This is a genomic window from Shewanella sp. SP2S2-6, from assembly GCF_031931965.1.
Classification (GTDB): domain Bacteria; phylum Pseudomonadota; class Gammaproteobacteria; order Enterobacterales; family Shewanellaceae; genus Shewanella; species Shewanella baltica.
Genome location: NZ_JAUOEQ010000003.1, coordinates 75,142 through 94,372 on the forward strand (window position 1 = coordinate 75,142; position 19,231 = coordinate 94,372).

Below are 19,231 nucleotides of genomic sequence, written 5' to 3' on the forward strand. Positions count from 1 at the left end.
AGTTGAATGCACACATAGCCAAGCCTTGAGCGCTTGGCCTTTAGGTTCAGTGCCGTTTCCCGCGATAATGACCTAAGCGATCTTGTTAGAGTTGAGTCCTCAACACCAACAAGGACATAAGATGGCTGAGCAATTTAGAATACTTTTCAAAGCACTACACCAACAATCAGAGCCGCTGATATTAACTAACGTTTGGGATGCCGCCAGTGCGGCCATCATCCAAGCATCGGGCGCCCGTGCGATTGCGACCAGTAGCGCGGCATTGGCTTGGTCGCTCGGTTATCCCGATGGCCAAGCGCTACCTAAAGCGGCTTTATTGGACGCAGTGAACCATATCCTACGGCTGAGCCGAGTGCCCGTGACGCTAGATATTGAATCTGGTTATAGCCAAGATCCCGATGAGGTTGCTGCTTTTGTTGCACAGCTCGCTGAGCTTGGCGTAGCAGGGATTAATATTGAGGATGGCAGTGCAGGTGTTGCTGAGATGGTGGCAAAAATTCAGGCTATTCGCGCCCATCCTCGTTGCCAAGGATTATTTATTAATGCGCGAACCGATGTGTATTTATTGGGTTTAGCCAGTGGTGATGCCGCGGTCGCTATGACAATCGATAGGTTAACTCAATATCAGGCTGCTGGCGCGGATGGCGGCTTTATCCCTGGCGCGACCAAGGTCGAGACCGCTAAGCGCTTGTCTGCCGCTGTGGATATGCCACTGAATTTTATGCTATTGAATGAGCAGATGGATATCGACGAGTTATTTGCAGCGGGTGTGCAGCGTTTTTCCACCGGTCCGGCTTCATTTTTACAAGCCTATGACACTTTGCTTAATCCAATTTTGTTAAATTCAATTAAGGCAAAGCCGTTTCAGCAACAGCCAAAAGATGCGGTTATTGCCGCTGATAATGGCTTCATATATAAAGTCATTGCCCTTGATTTTGAACAAATGAATAACTTATTTATCCCGAGTTAAAGCTGTTTTTAATCTATCCCCAAGCTACCTGAAGATACGAGTTTCAGAGCGCCCAGGGTGCTTCAATTCAAGGCGCATTAATGACAGAATGTCGGCCACCTTTTGAATTGATGCAACACGGAAGTGGAGTGCCCTGGGCGCTCCGTCCCGGCGGGTTTTAACGCACTTTATGCTGCGTTGGTTATTTTTAACTTAGCCCGCTAGGCCTGCAAATAACCGCAATCGCCATGGATGGCGTGAATGCCATTTATGCAGGAGCAATAAATGGCCTTGCCTAAAGTGCGTTAAATTCCCGCTGAATCCTGCATCTTCAGGCTGTTTGGGTATATACCCACGGCGAGCTTGCCGTGGGTTCCTTCTTACGTCCGTTTTACCTCGCGCCCTTTTACCAAGCAAGTCCCATCTGCGTACTTGTCTCCTCAGGTATCTTCTCAAGTAGGCTTAACTCGGCGAGTTGAATGTGCGCTGCAATTTGGCTGCGCAATGTTTGATAGAGACGGATGGCCAGTTCAGGCGCGGTTTCATTATCGGGAGTATGAATAAACAGATAGGGCTCCCGACCTTCTGCGAGCCACAGCGGGAGCTGGGTTAGCCAATTATCAAAAAAGGCATCGTTATCCTTAGGCAAAGCGCTTACGCCTTGCTGCGCGAGTCGTGCTACGGCATCGTCTGCTTGGCCGATAAAGCGCACCACAGGATGATTTGCGGTGGCAATCGCATGCACTGGCACTCGAGGTTTTTTCTTATGGGCGTCGATAATGGCGGCGTCGCTGGGTGGTAGGGCAAACAAGGGCCTGCTATCCATGATGATGCGATTCACTTTTTTATCGATAAGCAATCGATTCAGTGCACGCTCAGCTTCTCCCTTCGCAAAAAATGCAGCATGCCTGACTTCAACGCCATAGGTTAATCCTTGGGGGACTTGATTGAGAAATTGCGCTAACACAGGTAAGTTTTCTGGGCCGAAATGGGCGGGTAGTTGGATTTTCCAGATCCCCGTTTTATCAATTAATGGCGCCATCACTTGGAAGAAATCTTTCAACTCTTGGCCACAGTATTGCAATAGTTTTTGGTGGGTAATGGTTTGCGGCAGCTTGAAGGTAAAGCGAAAATCATCGGGTGTGGCACTATGCCAGTTCATTACGGTTTGCTGTGCTGGTGTTGCGTAGAAACTGGTGTTGCCTTCGACCGTATTGAATATTGTGGCGTAACGGGCGAGTCGCTCCGCTTGTTTAATCCCATGGCCATAGACACTCTCTTGCCAATTTGAGTGTGACCACATGGCTAGCCCAAGGCGAAAATGACTCGGTTTATTTAACCCAGAACGCAACTCATCCAAAAAGACCTTCCTTAAATTTTATTCACATTTGCCAATGCAATCCTAGCCTGATGTAGGCTAGGGTTTGGGGCATTGTGCCGATACCCTTAGTCTAGAGTCAAATCTCGCCGCTGATGGCTTAGGGTATTGTATTTGATTTTGTTTGCATTTAATCCTATAAAAAGCCGAGCCCAACTTGGGCAACTCTGGAATGACATTGAAAATTAACCTACTCTAATAGTGCGTTATTATTATTTTTATGCTTATGATCAGACTTATTACTTAGCCAAATACAGACGTTGATTGGAGAACGGTGTGAATAATGATGGCTACACTTCCCTAAGCAATTTTATTGACCTTCTTTTGGATGCTATTTGCGTCGTTGATAAAACTGGGCGGTTTGAATTTGTCAGTGCGGGGGCTGAACGTATTTTTGGCTATACGCCTGCGGAAATGATGGGTATGCAGATGCTCGATCTTGTGCTGCCTGAAGATAGAGAACGCACACTCGCAACCGCCAATGAGATTATGACTGGCCGCTATAAGGTCGATTTCGAAAACCGTTATGTGCGTAAAGACGGCGTCATTGTCGATATTTTGTGGTCCGCACGCTGGTCCGATGCTTACCAACAACGCGTCGCGGTCGCCAGAGATATCTCTAAGAGTAAAAACGCCGAACGCAGACAAGCTGCACTGTATGAGATTTCTGAAGCTGTGCATGTCGCTGAGGATTTGCTAGCCCTATATCGCCGTATCCATGAAATCATTGCTAAATTGCTGCCCGCGGCAAACTTTGCCATCGCATTGTACGATCAAGATTTAAATGAACTCAGTTTCCCTTACAAAGCCGCTGCGGGTGATAATTCACTGGTCGATATTGCAAGTTTCAGCTTGTTTACCGAACAAGTGATCCACAGTGCAGAATCTTTACTCCTGTGTCCCGTGACCTTATCTGAGTATCCCCAAGCCATTCGTGAAGAGCTGGGTAATGGCAATTTAAGTTGGTTGGGTGTGCCGCTAAAGCTGCAAAAAGGTGTTATCGGTGCCTTGATGATGCATAGCTTGCCCACTTCGGCTTCTTATACGCACCAAGACCGTGAGCTATTGGAGTTTGTTTCTACGCAAATTGCCTTTGCGATTGAACGCCGACAAATGCTTGCGCGATTAGAGCATATTGCGCTGTATGATCAGCTAACCCTGTTGCCCAATCGCGAGCTTTTTTACGACAGGTTTCAAAAGGCGCTATCCCGAGCCCATAGGGAATCAAGTTATTTCTCTTTACTTTATTTAGATTTAGATAAGTTTAAGTGGGTAAACGATACCTTTGGTCATAGTGTGGGCGATTTATTGCTGCAAGTGACAGCACAACGTATTGTCAGCTGTGTAAGGGGCTCAGATACCGTAGCGCGTTTTGGGGGCGACGAGTTTGTCATCTTACTCGAGCGCGTTGATTCGGCACAAAATACCCTGTTGGCAGCGCAAAAAATATTACAAGTGCTCAATCAACCCTTTGAGCTTACCGATCAGCAAATCCATATTTTACCGAGTATCGGTATTGCCCTGTATCCAGAGCACGGCACGGACGAAAAACAGTTACTTTCCTGTGCGGATGCAGCCATGTATAAGGCTAAGAAAAATGGGGGCAATCGCATTGAAATGGGTTATCAAGGGCTGAGAAATCTGCATGCAGATCCTCTGACTGCGGCTCCTGAGTTAAAGAGCGCTGAGTTAAAAGACACTGAGTTAAATAACCTTGAAAACAAGGTGACTAAGATAGTGTGAGTTCGATTGAGGCGAGTTGGAGCTACTGGAATGTATAAAGAAATGCCCGCGAATGTCAGTGACATTCGCGGGCATTATTGTATGTAGCGGTTTTACGGTATCAGGGTATAGAGTCCGTGATGACTCTACAGTTTGAAGCGATTCACTTCCTGCTGTAATGACGCGGCTAAGTGGGCGAGTTCCTGCGCTTGCACCATAGAGGTTTGCGCCTCAATCGAGAGATTCTCCGACACTTCACGAATCGACTCCGTATTGCGGTTGATTTCGCTGGTGACTGAAGTTTGCTCTTCAGCTGCCGTGGCAATTTGGCTCGCCATATCTGAAATATCATTAATGGCTTTACTGATCAGCAACAGACTTTCGCTGGCGGAATTGGCGTCGGCCACACTGGTTTCTGCCATTTCATGACTCTGAGTCATAGATTTAACGGCTTTGCCGGCGGTTTGTTGGAGGGTTTCGATCATCGCTTGAATTTCTTGGGTCGATGAATGGGTACGTTGTGACAGTACTCGAACTTCATCGGCAACCACAGCAAAACCGCGGCCCTGTTCACCCGCACGCGCGGCTTCAATGGCCGCGTTGAGTGCGAGTAAGTTGGTTTGTTCGGCGATGCCACTGATCGTTAACAGAATACTGTTGATCTTCTGTGAGTGCTCATTCAGTTCACCGATAATTCGGCCGGCAGTTTCAACTTCACTGGCTAAATTACGGATAGATTGCTGACTCTGGGCGACTTGTTTGTGGCCATGATTCGAAAGCCCGACTGCATTTTGCGCCGTTTGTGCTGTGTGCTCGGCGTTGCTGGCAATCTCTTCGGTGGCACTGGCCATTTCGGTGACAGCCGTGGCGACCATAGTCACTTCATCTTGTTGTACTTCAATGCGTTGGCTGTTGTCTGTGGCCGAAGCACTGCTGCCTTGGGCTTGATGCTCCAATTGACCTGCAATCTTGTGCATGCGGGAAATCATGCCGTGGAGACGTTCCACAAAGCGGTTAAAGCCCGATGCCAACATACCAATTTCATCGTGACTGTTGGCAGTATGAATGCGTACCGTTAGGTCGCCATCACCTTCGGCGATATCATTGAGTGCTTGGGCAACGCGTTCGAGATCTTTGAATTGGATTTTGAAAATCGCGATTAAAATCAAGCCAAATAGCACTAATAGGGCGACACCTACGGCCGACATCCACCAGGCAAGATCGGTTGCCTGTGACATGATTTCTTGTTTATCCATCACGAAAATCAGCGCCCAGTCCGTTGAGGGAATTGCCGCGACATAGACTAATTTAGTGGCGCCATCTAGGGTGCGTTCTTCCATGGTATTGGCATTGGTGCGTTGTGATAACCAGCTATTGCTAAAATCACTATCAATTTTCGTGAGTTGTTGGGTATTGAGCTGACTATTGGGATGACTGATGATGAGTCCCGCAGTATCGACCATCAAGGTATAACCTTCGCCCGGCACTTCAAGGCGCTGCACCGCATCGGTCAATTGATCTATGGTTAAGTTCGCTGCGGTCACGCCTATCAGCCGGCCAGAACTCATTACAGGCTCTGCAATGGTCACAACTTGTTTTTTCAGTGTGGCGCTGACGTAGGGCGCCGTCATGATCATTTTACCGGCAGCTTTAGCGTCCATATACCAAGGGCGAACGCGGGGATCATAATTCGCAGTATTCAGAGACGGATCTTGACGATACATGTTGCCTTGCTCGTCGCCATAATAGGTGAGGGCAAAGTCCACCGCAGTATGCGCTTGCAGTAAATGAGGGGTAACGTTTGTACTAGGATCGGCTTCAATGGCTTGTTTTAGGCTGGTAATGGCCATTTTTCTGTCTTGCATCCACTGACCAATGCCGGATGAAAAGGTATTCGCCAGTTGGTCAATTTCATGTTGAGTGTTTTCTAACGCATTATTTCTAATGAAATAACTAGAGATACTTACGAGTACAGCAATAGTGATCAGTACAGCGGAAAGACTGCTGAACAGCAGCCGTGTTTTGAGTGTCGATCGCATAATCTATTCCTTTATATTTCGTTAGCTCTCTAACGTTGTTTTAGTATAGCGGCAGCAAGGGGAAAAACATTAAACCATGAGTGAATTATAGTAATAAATTTAGACGTGACGCCCATAATTTAAAATTCTTATAATCATATGATTTCTATGTTAATAACGATTGAGTGAGCCATTCTTTATTAATGGTTACTCGATAAAACTGAGAAGATTGAATTGAGGTGGATGAATAATATTCTACAAATGATAAATATCATTCTTTATCGTCAGTAGACCGTTAAAATATACTCGTTCTCGCTAACGATATAATTAAATATGTTACCGTTTTACGAGTTTTATTAATTGATTATTCAGAATGTCAACCTGTTTATTTGAAGGCTAAGTTTCTGTGGGGAGTCTTGTTGTTCTGCTTCGTGCTTAGGCTTCATTTATTACGTCACATAAAAAAGGAGCTCCTAGAAGCTCCTTGTTAATTCTAAAATGGCCTTAATCTCATTGGGTCATTTTATTTTTGATCAGTACACAGCGCTGTTCCATTTGACGGGTTTCTAATAGATTGCGGCGGGTGAGATTCGATAATCCAGTTTGGCTATCAAGCACTTTATCCAATGCCGCTATGCTAGTGTAGTTACAATCAGTAGGAATCAAGTTGTGAGCGTAGTTACGCATAAACACAGGGCCTTTTTTATCCATATCCCTCAAGCTCGCCAGACGTTCTTCCGCCGTAGCCGCGCTCAATAGTTTCTGCTCCGCAGGATAAAGATTTTCCATAATGATCCGTTGCTTGGAGAAAGGCAGGCTGTCTTGATGAACCTTGCTTAACCAGCGACGTTTGGCCGCGGCTTCAGGGCGGATCACTTGCGCCGCAAGCGCAGCTTTTTCGCCTGAGTCCGAATTATCCTTGGCCGCTTCTTTGGTTAAACGTTGCTGCGCGTTAGGGAAATCATAGCGATTGAGCTGGGTGATGATCGCCCAGCGTAAATCTTGATCTAAGGTTAACCCCTTAATTTTTGTTTCACCGTCAACGAGTTGCGCTAAATGGCGTAATGAATCCCTGTCGCTGGCTAAATTGACATACGCATCGAACCAAATACGTTGGAAGTCATTATCGCCTTTGCTTTCCATCGCTTTTCTAAGGCTCATCTGGCTTAAGCCTTTGATTGCATTCTCAGCGTAGTTTTGCTGAATAGGGGCGATTTGTGCGAGATACTGCTTCGAGCGCAACATGCTATCGATGATCTGACCAACAATCGTGTAGTCCGTCTCAGCAGGCGCGTTAACAAACACTGTGCTTAGGTATTGATCTAAGCTCAATTTACCTTCACGAACGCTGTCCCACAGACTTTGCCACAGCATAGAGCGCAGCAGTGGATCTGACACATTACTCAACTGCTGTTTTGCGGTGTTAAAGGATTTGTCATCGAGCTCGACTTTCACAAAGCCCCAATCATCAAAGTTTGGATAGACTAAGTCTGGGCAGCGCTCACCAATCAGTTGTTTGACTTCGGTACGCTCACCCTTGTAAGTCACTGGCACTGTGACGTCATGACGCAAATCGAAGCGGCCTTGGGTAAAGAGCGCTACTTGGACTTTTTGTTCGCGTAATGTTGGCAGTTCAGTGCTTGCTGGGAGCTGTAGCAGGCTAAAGTCGCTGATACGGTTACCTTCACAGCGATATTCCGCCTTGATGGTGTTAACGCCCGCGCTGTAGAGCCATTCTTGAGTCCATGCGCTTAAATCACGACCCGCGGCTTTGCTTAGGCTATTGATAAAATCATCTAACTCAGCATTTTGATAACTATATTGTTTTAAATAATTGCTGACTCCACGGCGAAACACCATGTCGCCCAGCAAGTGGCGCAGTTGTTTCAGTGTCGATGCGCCTTTTTGATAAGTGATCGCATCGATATTGTCGAAGGCGTTTTGGGTTGTTGCCACTGGTACTTCAATTGGATGCGTAGTGACTAAGCTGTCCTGCTCATAAGCTCTTTGTTTGCCTTTGGCGTAAAAAGTGCGCCAAGCATTGGTGAATTCGGTCGCCTCCTGAGTCGCAAGCGTGCCCATAAAGGAGGCAAAGCTTTCATTGAGCCACAGGCCATTCCACCATTTCATGGTCACGAGATCGCCAAACCATTGATGCGCCATTTCATGCATGATAACGCCGGCTAGGCTTTGCTTTTGATCTGCCGTCATGGCTGCTTTATAGAGGAAATGATCTTCGGCAAAGGTCACTGCCCCCGCGTTTTCCATGGCGCCATAGAGGAAGTCAGGTACCAGAATTTGATCATATTTCTTAAAGGGATACGGAATGCCAAAGTAGTTATCGAAGAAGGTTAACCCTTGTTTGGTATAGTTAAACCAATCCTGCGGTGTGACTTGATTCGCCACAGATTCACGGGCGAACAGGCGCATCGGATAGCGGCCCGAGTTGTCTTGCCACATGTGGTAAGGGCCCGCATGCATAGAAAAGTTATACGGACTGAGTTTTGGCGTATCAGGGAAGGTCCAACGATTGTATGCGCCTGCTGGAGTGATTTGGCTTTCACGCATAGTGCTAATCACTTGCCAATCTTTGGGCGCTGTTACCGTAATCTGATAGTTGGCTTTGATATCCGGTTGGTCAAACACCGCAAACATCTGTTGCGCGGCAGCGGGTTCAAAATGCGAATAGAGGTAGACCTTACCATCGACCGGATCTTTAAAACGGTGCAGGCCTTCACCATTAGTGCTGTGAGGGCGAGTAAACTGCACTTCAACCGTGTTTTCACCCGAGGTCAGCAGACGCGTATTTAAGCTAATGTAAGCGCCATTATAGTTTGGATATACTGCGGTACCGTTGATGATAAAGCGTTTTATCTGTGCCTTTTTTAAATCTAAGCTCAGTTGTTTTGGTATTTCACTTAATTGAAAGGTCACTTTGGAGGTGGCGGAAAACTCGGCTTCCCCTGTGAGCTGAAAATCCAATTCATAGCGAACATCGGAAATGATCTGCGAGCGCAGCGCGGCCTGATACTGGCTAATGTAAGCACTGGCGTCACGTGGACCCGTATTAAGAGTGCTTTGGGTGGCACACGACATCAATGCGCCGCAGGCAAGGGCAACAAAACTGGCTTTAAACAAGTTCACAACTGAATCCTTCAACAATTTGTTTTGTTTTCTGCTTGGATATTGTTTCAATGTCGGGTGTTTGGGGTTGCCTGAGTGGCAAATGATCCCCTGCGCCAGCGCCGATTTGAGCCAGTATCATTGCAGTGTATTTTGGCCGAGTACACTACCTTATTTACCTTGGATAACCAATGTTAGAAATGTAAAAAAAAGCCAGCGTTTAAGCTGGCTTCTTGGAAACTCTGTTTGGCGATAGTAAACGCCAATAGACAATTACATGCCTAAGAAAGACTTAGACTTCATCTTACGGATTTCTTTTTCATCAGACCATTCGATCAGGCCTGTTTCTAAATCCATTAAACGCATTGTCATCTTGTAGTACACGTCTTTAGTGCTACCGTCTTGCTTAACTATGCTAGATAAATTGCCGTATAACATGTATTGCGCGCCGATTTGACGACCAAATTTGATGGCGGTTGATGGATCAACCATGCCAGTGTTGTTTTGGTAATCCAATTGCTTACGGACTGAATCTACTTTAGTCATGTCGATAAAACGGAACTTGCCTGAGCGCAATAGTTTGTTGCTGATAGAGTCAGTAACAGACTCAGTATCAATGTGCTCTGAGGTTTTGTTCTTGATGCTGTCGACAAATAAAATCGGACGGCTATTGGCTGTCATGGCCACGATAGGAGGGAAAGTCATCATGCTATCCACCATCTTGGCTGCAATAGCTTGTAGATCCGTTGAGCCAAAATTCTCATTGACGGTTTCAACTTCGGTGGCATCGCCATATTCGACTTTAGATTGACATGCAGCCAGACCCATAACGGCAGCCAGCACAAAAATCAGTTTAAATTGTTTCATAGTCAGTTCCATTTTGTGATTGTATAAACTTAATGACACACGTCTTATTCAAATACCACAACCGCTAGGCTAAATGATTATTGAATAAATTCGGGTGTAATTACCAGTATCAATTGCCCAGACTAAGGTGGTTTTGCCTGCTGCAACGTCAATTTTTGCCGGTGGCGCTTTATCTAACTGCAAAGTGTATTCACCTGCACTCAAATAACGCCGCCCGATCTGTGCTTGTTTAGGCAGCGTCAGCCAACTACGGCGATCCGCTTGCTCTGTTACTACGTTAAAAATCTGCATCGCTATGCTGCCAATATCGGCGGCATTGTTTCCGGGGCTGCCACTCTTTCCAACCTGATAGGCCATCTCGGATTTGGCATAGACACGTGCGACTTGTCGAACCAAGGTTGCGGGCAGATCTTCTTTGAGTGCTGTGATGGCTAAGGCATCGATATTGGCAATAGGTTCAGTTTTCAGCACTGTACCTAAACCTTGCACTTGCGTCTCTGGCACAAAAGTATTGTTTGGCATGTAAGTGGCTAGCGATACAGTTTGCCAATTGCCATGGATAGTAAAAGGCACTGTGAGGGCTTGCTTGGCGGGCACAAAGCCGCGTTCAACCATTAAAATCACTTGGCCATCTTTGGGATTAGGCAATTTAGCATCGCCCCAACGACGTTTGAACTCATCATATTGCGGCATGCCGAGTTGCTTGGCGAGACGCACCAGATCTTGCTGTAAATAGGTGTTGTCTGGGGTGATTTGTGCCGCTTTACGATAATCGATATAGGCATCGTTCGGCTCACCCAGTACTTCATGTAATACGCCAGTGGTGTAATAGCTGTAAGCGTTTAAGAACGAACTCGTCACAGTGCCTGCGGCTTGGCCTAGTTTGTTGACCTCGGCATCGATAGTCCCGTTCGCCATGGCTTGTACCGACTTTTGCGATTTTTGATAGCGCTCTTGCTCACTGCTTTGTAACTCGTTACTGCGACGAACTTCGACTAAAGCACCTTGGTAATCGCCACTAAACAAATAGTTTAGCGCTTGGTATTGGTGCAGCATGATGCGTTCATATCCAGGCCCTCGGTACGGAATCGCATTGTCGTTTAACACTAAGCTGCTGGCTGTGGCACTAATATCACTGACGCTGACTTTGGCCTTATCATCAAAGGCGGTGTAAGCATCGACCGCTTGTTGATAGTACTTTTTACTGGCCGCAAAATCGCCGGCGACTTGAGCAATACGGCCCGCTTCTTGAGCATAGAGTAGGCCATCGTTGCCATTGATATTACTGGCAAGTTTGTCGATACCAGCCAAGGGCGTTGCACTATTCAACTCTTGTTTGAGCGGTTCAATCTGTGAAGGGTAATTAATAAAAATACTGTTGTAGGCGCAGCCCGATAAACTTAACACCAACCCCATTGCCAAAGCGGGTACGATAAAAACGCGAGATAAAGGTGTAACCAAAGACAGTTTCATTATTGCGCTTCACCTTGTTCGATGGACTTGGCTGAAATCGACTGAGCCTGTTCAGGCATACGTGAACGCTCGAGTAAGGTGATCCCTTGCAGGTGATCAAATTCGTGTTGAAAAATCCGCGCAATAAAGCCCGTTAATTCGGTTTGCTGCCACTCGCCTTGTAAATTTTGATAGCGTACTTCAATGGCTTGATGCCTTTGTATCGTAAATCTTTGCCCCGGTACAGATAGGCAGCCTTCTTCGCCGCCGACCAACTCGCTTGATACATTAATGATTTGCGGATTAACCACGACCACAGGCGCCATATTGGGTGCGTCTGGATAACGCTCATTTGGGCGAGAAGCCATAATAAATAAGGCTAAGGGACTGTGAACCTGTGGTGCCGCGATGCCAACGCCTTTGGCGGCTTCCATGCTGGCAGACATTTGCTCTGCAAGGTGCGCGAGCTCGGCATCGAAATGATGCACTGCAATTGCAGTCTGCCCTAGAATAGCTTCACCCACTAACGCTATGGGTAATAAAGGCGGGGTTTGTTTTGGCATCAAATGTTTAAACATCGCATTCCCTGGATATTTTGCGGTAACCGTCTTTGAATCAAAGTCTTATTTTAAAGCGTCAGTATTAGTAATGTGGCGGCGGCGTTTCTTCAGCCTGAGTCGCCATATTACTCGGTTCCATGTCTTGTAACTTACCAATTAACATGTGAATTTGGTGCTGCTGGTGAGCCACAAGTCGATTTAATTTGATCACTTCTTGGTTTAACTCTTCGACTGTGAGCTCTTGAAAAGCCAATTTGGTTTCTAGATCTTCAATCTGTGCTTGTACGCCTTGCATGACTAACCTCTATTGCTGCCAAGTCTCAACTAAGCCTTGGCTACTGATACTAACGACTTTATTGGTATCTCGAATTGCCACAGAGTATACAACGGCTCCTCGATTTTGGCTGTTTTTAGTGAGTGTAACCTGCCATTTTTCGATTTCTTTACCCGAGTCGCGTTGCCACAGTATGACTTCCCGCGCCGGCGTTCCCGTTAATATCTGGCTGTCTTGTTTGATAAACCGCACCGCGGAAAAGTTCATCTGCCTACGGGTAATATCTAACTGATTTAAAAGCTTGCCGCTGGTGTTATCCCATATCTTTGCTTCATTGGTGCTGCCATTGGTAAAACTTAGCGTACCACTGTCGTTAAGCGCCACTTTAGTGATACGGCTGCCTAAGGTCCAAGTATGAAGCGGCTGACCGGTTTGCGCCTGCCAAAGAATCGCCTGCATATCATTCGACCCCGTTAATGCTAAACGGCCATCCGCGGAGAGTGAAACGCTATTGACGCGGTCCTTATGTCCCAGAAATTTGATTAAGGCACTTTGGGCTGCATTGAGTGACATGACGGAGCCATCATTTAAGCCAATGAGTAGCGCGCCATTATCGGCTACCGCCACGCTTTCACCGGATGATGGCAAGGACCACCAACCCAAGGATTTTCCGTCGGCTATTCTCCACATGGCAACTGAATCTCGGCTTAACGATGCTGCAAATAGCCCGTTGGGCGAAATCGCTGTACCTGTGACGCCAGTATTGATATCGCCATGTATCCATTGGTATTTAAGTGTATGAGTGCTGAGATCCCAGTATTGGACTCCACTGCTTTGGGTGGCGACTAAGGCGAATTGTCCATTGCTTGATAGGCTTGCACTATAGCTAGGTTCAGTGGTTAGAACGCTAATGTCTTCCGCTTTAGGATGGCAAGCTATCAGAAAAATTGTGCAAATTACCAGCAGTAGATTTTTCTTCATGAACTTGCTCCCTAAGTTGCTGTCTTTAGACTTGATCAAGTGACATTAATCACTGTTAACCCATAAAGAATCTAGTTGGTATAACCGAGATAACTAGTATAAAGTTGTCACGCTTAGGTTATTGTAACCGCTTGAGGATGCTGAGGAAGCTTTAATGAAATCGATTTATAAATTATCGTTAGTTGCATTGGCCGTTATTGGCCTATCTGCTTGTAATCAAGAAGAAAAAGCAGCTGCTGCGAGTACAAGTGTTGAATTAACGACAGAAGCTCAAAAAGAAGCTTACAGTGTAGGCGCTTCAATCGGTCGTTACATGTCGGGCCATATCAAAGAGCAAGAAGAATTAGGCCTGCCAGTTGATCGCACTCTGATTGTCACTGGTTTCACTAATGGTCTGAATGACCAATTAAAATTAACCGAAGAAGAAATGCAAACCATTCTTCAAGGTCTAGATAAAAAGTTAAACGATAAACGTCAGGAACAAGCCGCTGCGATTTCTGCTAAGAATATCGAAGATGGTAAAAAATTCCTTGAAGAAAACAAAGCTAAGACTGGCGTAGTGACCACTGAATCAGGCTTGCAATACGAAGTATTAACACCTGGTACTGGCGAAAAACCTGCTGCTGAAGACACTGTAGAAGTGGATTATGTAGGTACGTTAATCGACGGTACTGAGTTCGACAGTTCATACAAACGTGGTCAAACGGCTAAGTTCCCACTGAATCGCGTGATCCCAGGTTGGACCGAAGGCGTACAATTAATGCCAGTTGGCGCTAAGTACAAGTTTGTTATTCCTGCAAACTTAGCCTACGGCGAGCGTGACACTGGTACTATTCCACCCAATTCCACACTGATTTTTGAAGTTGAATTGAAATCAGTTGAGAAAGCATCTGCAGCGCCAGCCGCTGAACCAGCAGCTAAAAAGTAATGAATTAACTGCCGCGTTTATTACGCAGTAAGTGAAATACCGCTCCTAAATGAGCGGTATTTTTTTGTCTGTAAAAATCACATTATAGTTTTAATGCTTAATTTATTGCCTTGCTATACAAGGTTTACAGCCTTAACTCATGTTTAATTTTATATAGCAATCATCAATCTCTATCGGCTATTACAATGGATGGTATTAATCATTAACGTTAGCTCGTTTTAGCGTTGGTTTTATTTCAAAATAATGAAGGCTAAATTACGTTTTAATGATATCTACTATCTTTTAAAGCGCCGAATTCTTTACATTTTATTGGGTATTGCATACCGATAAAAATCATTAAAATATCACATTAAAATATTGGTTATTATTTGTACTAGCCAGTGCTTTGGCTGAGCTTGGGTGTATTACTCTTACTGTTTGTTTTTATTTGGCTAATACTTTCGAATTATTACCTTGTTCTTCTGTGTGAACAGTGCTGTGTCCATAATCATTTACTCATCAATGTGTTACATTGGTAATGTGCGATCTTGCCCTCTTTTTTTACGCATTCAACTCTGAAATAATCCGCCCGCACGTTAATAGAAGTTAGCGGCAATATTATAATAATGGGGTTGATGATATGGATAATGTTAATAAGTTAACGGCTATTTCTTTAGCTGTAGCAGCGGCTTTACCTATGATGGCAAGCGCTGATGTGATGATTACCGAATATGTTGAAGGTAGCTCAAACAATAAAGCGATTGAACTCTATAACGGCGGCGATACGGCAATTGATCTCGCGGGTTATAAACTGGTTCGTTATAAAGATGGTGCAACTGTTGCGTCAGATATGGTGGCATTAGATGGCCAATCCATTGCGCCTAAAACGACTAAAGTGATTTTAAATTCTAGCGCTGTGATCACGCTTGACCAAGGTGTTGACAGTTACTCTGGCAGTTTAAGTTTTAATGGTGGTGATGCGGTCGCACTCGTTAAAGATGATGCGGTTGTCGATATTATTGGCGATGTGCCTACTCCTGCGGGTTGGGGATTAGACGTTACCTTAAAACGTAAATTAGATGCGTTAGTGGCGAATACGGTATTTAATGCCGCCCAGTGGGAACAATTACCTAAAGATACCTTCTCAGGTTTAGGTTATCTAGAAGCTCCAGCTGAGCCAGAAGTGCCGCTCTTTAGCTGCAGCGGCGCTAAAATAGTGCCGATTTATCAAGTACAAGGTGCGGGCGAGTCTAGCCCATTTGTACCAGAAGGTGCATTTGAGTCTGAAAGCGAAGTGACAGTGCGCGGTGTTGTGACTGCCCGTGGCGAAAGCTTGTTTAAAGGTTTTTATCTGCAAGAAGTGAAAGGTGATAACTCACCGTATACCTCTGATGGTGTGTTTGTATTCTTAGGTGAAGCGGTACCTGAAGCGATTCAACCTGGGGTTGAAGTTTGTGTACAAGGTAAAGTGAAAGAATACTTTGGCTTAACTCAAATCGATATTAAAGCCGATAAGAAATTTGAAGTCGGCGCTAAGGGTGAAGTTCCAGTTGCCGCGCCTTTCTATGTCGCCGATGGCGAAACCTTAGCGCAAGCATTAGAGCGTTATGAAGGCATGAATGTGGCTTTAGATGCGGGCAGCGATCTTAAGATCAGCCGTACCTTCAGCTATGACTACGCAGGCCGTCGTAATAACATGCTAGTGTCTTATAAAGAACCGCTAATGAAGTCGACACAGCTTTATCCTGCGCTTTCTGCAGAAGCGACTGCGTTAGTTAAATCTAACCTCGAAAACCAACTCTTTATCGAATCTGATTACAAACCTGCCGACGGTGTAATTCCATACTTCCCTGATTTCAATGTGGAAACGGGCTATATCCGTGTGGGCGACCAACTGACTAACCTGCAAGGTGTGATTGGTTACAGCTACGGTGCTTATCGTTTAGTGGCAACGAACACTATTACAGCGGGTGATTTTATCCGTGGTGATGATAGAACTGATGCCCCAAGCGTCGCCACTAAGGGCGATCTGCGCGTGGCTAGCTTTAACGTGTTGAACTTCTTTAACGATGTTGATGGTGGTGATACCAATCCATCAGGTAGTAACCGTGGCGCGCTAACGCTGGAAGAAATGGTGCTACAACGCACTAAAATCGTTAGCGCTATTACTGCCATGAACGCCGATATCGTCGGTCTGATGGAAATTGCCAACAACGGTTTTGGTGAGAAGAGTGCGATTAAAAACTTAGTCGATGCACTGAACGAGAAGCAAACGCCTGAAAACGCTTATAGCTTTGTTGAAATCACCGACGTTGACAAGTATGACGGCAAGTACTTTGGCACTGATGCTATCACTGTGGGCATGTTATACCGTGGCGGCAAAGTGACCTTAGCTGGTGCTGCTCAAGCTATCGATACTCCTGAGCAACATGCCAGTGCTGGCAGCGTGACTCGTACTAAAGATGGCAAAACTGAGACAAATCCAGGTAACGATGCTTACCAACGTCACAGCTTAGCGCAAACCTTTAAAATCCATGATGAGTCGCTGACCGTAGTCGTTAACCATTTGAAATCTAAAGGCTCAGGCTGTTTAGAAGATTGGGCTAACTTTGAAGAGTCAGTCGATCCTGCCGATCAACAGGGCAAGTGTAATGCTTTCCGCGTATCTGCTGCCAAAGTCTTGGGTGAAACGCTAAAAGACGTGAAGGGCGACTTACTGATCATCGGTGATATGAATGCCTACGGCATGGAAGATCCTATCCGTGTGCTGACCGACTTTGATGCGAGCAAGTCAGATCGTGACATCATGACCGCTTCGTGGACGACGCTCGATGGCAAAGTATTTGAACGCCAAGGTAGCAAGATTGAAAAAGGTTATGGCCTGATCAACTTGAACACGAAAGCCCACGGTGCAGGCACTTACTCTTACAGCTATAACGGCGAGCTAGGCAACTTAGATCACGCTTTAGCCAATGCTAGCTTAGCCAAACGTTTAGTGGATATTGAAGATTGGCACATCAACTCAGTGGAATCTAACCTGTTTGAATACGGTAAGAAGTTCTCTGGTGATCTGGCTAAATCTGAAAATGCGTTCTCTGCATCGGACCACGATCCTGTGATCGTTGCCTTAAGCTACCCAGCGCCAGTAGTGCCACCAAAACCTGAGCCAACGCCTAAAGATGATGGCGGTGCTTTGGGTTATTTAGGTTTAGCACTGATGTCCTTGTTTGGTTTACAACGTCGTCGCCGTTAACCTGTGTAACGGGTTAACTCACAAGTGTTATTTGTGAGCTAGACTGAAACGAAGGGATGGTTCGCCATCCCTTTTTTAGTTGTTTTTTTCAGTTTTTATTAGGAGTGAGTATGGATACAGTCTCAAATCCGCTGAAAACCATTAAAGAGAAAGCGCCATTGTGGTTTTACTTTGTCGCAACGCTCAGTTTATTGTGGAATATCATGGGGCTGATGGCCTTTGTGATCCAAATGACCATGACGCCGGATGCCTTGGCGCAAATGAGCCCAGATCAAATCAAACTCTATGAAACCACGCCGGCTTTCGTTGATGCGATATTTGGCTTTGCTGTGGTGTCGGGCGTTCTAGGATGTCTATTGTTGTTTTTACGAAAATCCCTTGCCTATAAAGTGCTGGTTGCCTCACTTATCGCGGTTTTGTTGCAAATGAGCTATGTGTTTTGCATTCAACAAGCGGCTGTGGTGCTAGGAGCTGACGCATTAATCATGCCGAGTGTGGTGGTGTTCTGGGGATTGTTTCTCGTCTGGTTTAGTCGGTTGAGTATCACTAAACAATGGTTAGTTTGAGTCTTATTTTTGCCGAGATTGACGGGACTGGCTTAGCGCAAAACTAGTTGAACTTCATCTACTTCGCAGTAAACTGCTGATTGGTTTTATTGACTAGGAAGTTGCAATGAGTATTTGGTTTAGAGCTGTCACGTTAGAGGATTGCGCGCGTTTAGATGCCGGTATGGGCGGCAAAGGCACCTTGATGCAGACCTTAGGGATTGAGATCAGTGAGATTGGCGACGATTATATGAAGGCAACTATGCCAGCCAGTCCAGCGGTGCATAACCCTTTGGGGATAGTCCATGGCGGCGCGAATGTCGCGCTTGCTGAAACCGTTGCTAGCTATGCGGCAAATTTCGCGGTGGATTTTGAGCAGTACTATTGTGTCGGTCAAGAAATTAACGCTAACCACTTACGGGCTTCCCGTAATGGACTATTAACCGCCACGGCTAAGCCTATTCATTTAGGAAAACGCAGCTCTGTATGGGAAGTGTTAATCCATAACAGCGCCGGTGAACTGACCTGTATTTCACGGATGACGGCGGCTGTCGTTAAACGCTAAATGCTAAATGCTAAATGCTAAATGCAATAGCCCAGCCTATTTCCTGTGGTGTGAATGGCGTATCAATCGTTTGATTTAAATAATATATAAATAAGGATTAGATATGGATAACGCGACAATTTGGGAATGGGTTGGTTATTTAGCGTCTGTGGTCGTCGCAATATCACTGATGATGTCGAACATCAAAAAACTGCGCTGGTGGAATCTCATCGGCGCGGCTTTATTTGTGGCCTACGGCGTAGCAATTGGGGCTTATCCTGTTGCCTTAGTGAACTTTTTTATCGTACTGATTGACACTTATTATCTGGTTAAGCTTTACCGCGAAGCCGACTCACCCGCCAGTTAATGGCAACGCATCATCTTTCTCCGCTTGCTTGTACCGCACTTTGCTTTACAGCACTCAGCTTCATCGCAGCGAGCAGCCATGTTGGTTTTCAACCGCATCTTAAATGATGTGAGCGAATCATTGGCTGTGAGTCCGCGCAATCGTTTATCTACTTTGCTATCTCGCTTCTAATCTTTTTTGTAGATTGCATGAATCTAGTTTAATCGTTTTATTCTTTGTTGGTAATTATCTATTCTTGCTCCATCGACAACACGTCGCAGCCAAGGAGATAAACCATGGCCACCATTTACG

The 19,231-nt window shown here is 45.7% G+C and carries 15 protein-coding genes; 7 read left to right on the forward strand and 8 right to left on the reverse strand.

What is annotated here, in order from left to right; genetic code table 11:
- Positions 1 to 121 precede the first annotated feature (121 nt).
- The gene (locus Q4Q57_RS03575) at positions 122 to 970 is read left to right on the forward strand and encodes an isocitrate lyase/phosphoenolpyruvate mutase family protein (RefSeq protein ID WP_311889803.1); all 849 of its coding nucleotides are present in this window, start codon (positions 122 to 124) and stop codon (positions 968 to 970) included.
- A 385-nt stretch (positions 971 to 1,355) separates the two neighbouring features.
- Here Q4Q57_RS03575 and Q4Q57_RS03580 read toward each other — a convergent pair whose 3' ends face one another.
- Positions 1,356 to 2,309 (reverse strand): DUF72 domain-containing protein, encoded by a 954-nt coding sequence (locus tag Q4Q57_RS03580; RefSeq protein WP_311889804.1) that lies wholly within the window; start codon positions 2,307 to 2,309, stop codon positions 1,356 to 1,358.
- Positions 2,310 to 2,603: 294 nt separating this feature from the next.
- Here Q4Q57_RS03580 and Q4Q57_RS03585 point away from each other — a divergent pair, with 294 nt between their 5' ends.
- Positions 2,604 to 4,070 carry a diguanylate cyclase domain-containing protein gene (locus tag Q4Q57_RS03585; RefSeq protein WP_311889805.1) on the forward strand — a complete coding sequence of 489 codons (1,467 nt, stop codon included), beginning with the start codon at positions 2,604 to 2,606 and terminating at the stop codon, positions 4,068 to 4,070.
- A gap of 125 nt (positions 4,071 to 4,195) precedes the next feature.
- Here the strand turns inward: Q4Q57_RS03585 and Q4Q57_RS03590 are convergent, their stop codons facing one another.
- The 7 genes from Q4Q57_RS03590 to Q4Q57_RS03620 form a co-directional block, all read right to left on the reverse strand.
- Positions 4,196 to 6,088, reverse strand: coding sequence for a methyl-accepting chemotaxis protein (locus Q4Q57_RS03590; RefSeq protein ID WP_107948899.1), 1,893 nt, complete (start codon positions 6,086 to 6,088; stop codon positions 4,196 to 4,198).
- Between the two features lie 489 nt (positions 6,089 to 6,577).
- Positions 6,578 to 9,211, reverse strand: a complete 2,634-nt coding sequence (gene pepN / locus Q4Q57_RS03595) for an aminopeptidase N (RefSeq protein WP_311889807.1) — start codon at positions 9,209 to 9,211, stop codon at positions 6,578 to 6,580.
- Positions 9,212 to 9,463: 252 nt separating this feature from the next.
- Positions 9,464 to 10,057 carry a penicillin-binding protein activator LpoB gene (gene lpoB, locus Q4Q57_RS03600; protein WP_006080406.1) on the reverse strand — a complete coding sequence of 198 codons (594 nt, stop codon included), beginning with the start codon at positions 10,055 to 10,057 and terminating at the stop codon, positions 9,464 to 9,466.
- 69 nt (positions 10,058 to 10,126) lie between these two features.
- A complete protein-coding gene (locus Q4Q57_RS03605; RefSeq protein WP_311889808.1) occupies positions 10,127 to 11,530 on the reverse strand; it encodes a hypothetical protein in 1,404 nt (467 codons plus the stop codon).
- Positions 11,530 to 12,087 carry a peptide deformylase gene (def, locus tag Q4Q57_RS03610; RefSeq protein ID WP_311889809.1) on the reverse strand — a complete coding sequence of 186 codons (558 nt, stop codon included), beginning with the start codon at positions 12,085 to 12,087 and terminating at the stop codon, positions 11,530 to 11,532. Before def ends, Q4Q57_RS03605 begins: the two co-directional genes overlap by 1 nt.
- A 64-nt stretch (positions 12,088 to 12,151) precedes the next feature.
- Positions 12,152 to 12,364 carry a SlyX family protein gene (locus tag Q4Q57_RS03615; RefSeq protein ID WP_006080410.1) on the reverse strand — a complete coding sequence of 71 codons (213 nt, stop codon included), beginning with the start codon at positions 12,362 to 12,364 and terminating at the stop codon, positions 12,152 to 12,154.
- 9 nt (positions 12,365 to 12,373) lie between these two features.
- The gene (locus Q4Q57_RS03620; protein WP_311889810.1) at positions 12,374 to 13,324 is read right to left on the reverse strand and encodes a hypothetical protein; all 951 of its coding nucleotides are present in this window, start codon (positions 13,322 to 13,324) and stop codon (positions 12,374 to 12,376) included.
- Between the two features lie 154 nt (positions 13,325 to 13,478).
- On the opposite strand from Q4Q57_RS03620, the gene fkpA reads away from it, so the two are divergent.
- The 5 genes from fkpA to Q4Q57_RS03645 all read left to right on the forward strand — a co-directional run bounded on the left by fkpA (position 13,479) and on the right by Q4Q57_RS03645 (position 18,940).
- Positions 13,479 to 14,252: an FKBP-type peptidyl-prolyl cis-trans isomerase gene (gene fkpA, locus Q4Q57_RS03625; protein ID WP_300480982.1), complete on the forward strand. Its 774-nt coding sequence runs from the start codon at positions 13,479 to 13,481 to the stop codon at positions 14,250 to 14,252.
- A gap of 619 nt (positions 14,253 to 14,871) precedes the next feature.
- The gene (exeM, locus tag Q4Q57_RS03630; RefSeq protein ID WP_311889811.1) at positions 14,872 to 17,484 is read left to right on the forward strand and encodes an extracellular exonuclease ExeM; all 2,613 of its coding nucleotides are present in this window, start codon (positions 14,872 to 14,874) and stop codon (positions 17,482 to 17,484) included.
- 110 nt (positions 17,485 to 17,594) lie between these two features.
- Positions 17,595 to 18,050, forward strand: coding sequence for a hypothetical protein (locus Q4Q57_RS03635; RefSeq protein WP_300480986.1), 456 nt, complete (start codon positions 17,595 to 17,597; stop codon positions 18,048 to 18,050).
- 106 nt (positions 18,051 to 18,156) lie between these two features.
- Positions 18,157 to 18,594 (forward strand): PaaI family thioesterase, encoded by a 438-nt coding sequence (locus Q4Q57_RS03640; protein WP_006080418.1) that lies wholly within the window; start codon positions 18,157 to 18,159, stop codon positions 18,592 to 18,594.
- A 103-nt stretch (positions 18,595 to 18,697) separates the two neighbouring features.
- A complete protein-coding gene (locus Q4Q57_RS03645; protein WP_006080419.1) occupies positions 18,698 to 18,940 on the forward strand; it encodes a YgjV family protein in 243 nt (80 codons plus the stop codon).
- Positions 18,941 to 19,231: the final 291 nt, after the last annotated feature.

Coding starts and splice junctions, on each gene's coding strand:
- def (WP_311889809.1), bottom strand. CDS start 12,087: ATGTTTAAACATTTGATGCCAAAACAAACCCCGCCTTTATTACCCATA.
- Q4Q57_RS03615 (WP_006080410.1), bottom strand. CDS start 12,364: ATGCAAGGCGTACAAGCACAGATTGAAGATCTAGAAACCAAATTGGCT.
- Q4Q57_RS03640 (WP_006080418.1), top strand. CDS start 18,157: ATGAGTATTTGGTTTAGAGCTGTCACGTTAGAGGATTGCGCGCGTTTA.
- Q4Q57_RS03590 (WP_107948899.1), bottom strand. CDS start 6,088: ATGCGATCGACACTCAAAACACGGCTGCTGTTCAGCAGTCTTTCCGCT.
- fkpA (WP_300480982.1), top strand. CDS start 13,479: ATGAAATCGATTTATAAATTATCGTTAGTTGCATTGGCCGTTATTGGC.
- lpoB (WP_006080406.1), bottom strand. CDS start 10,057: ATGAAACAATTTAAACTGATTTTTGTGCTGGCTGCCGTTATGGGTCTG.
- Q4Q57_RS03645 (WP_006080419.1), top strand. CDS start 18,698: ATGGATAACGCGACAATTTGGGAATGGGTTGGTTATTTAGCGTCTGTG.
- Q4Q57_RS03575 (WP_311889803.1), top strand. CDS start 122: ATGGCTGAGCAATTTAGAATACTTTTCAAAGCACTACACCAACAATCA.
- Q4Q57_RS03635 (WP_300480986.1), top strand. CDS start 17,595: ATGGATACAGTCTCAAATCCGCTGAAAACCATTAAAGAGAAAGCGCCA.
- Q4Q57_RS03620 (WP_311889810.1), bottom strand. CDS start 13,324: ATGAAGAAAAATCTACTGCTGGTAATTTGCACAATTTTTCTGATAGCT.
- Q4Q57_RS03605 (WP_311889808.1), bottom strand. CDS start 11,530: ATGAAACTGTCTTTGGTTACACCTTTATCTCGCGTTTTTATCGTACCC.
- exeM (WP_311889811.1), top strand. CDS start 14,872: ATGGATAATGTTAATAAGTTAACGGCTATTTCTTTAGCTGTAGCAGCG.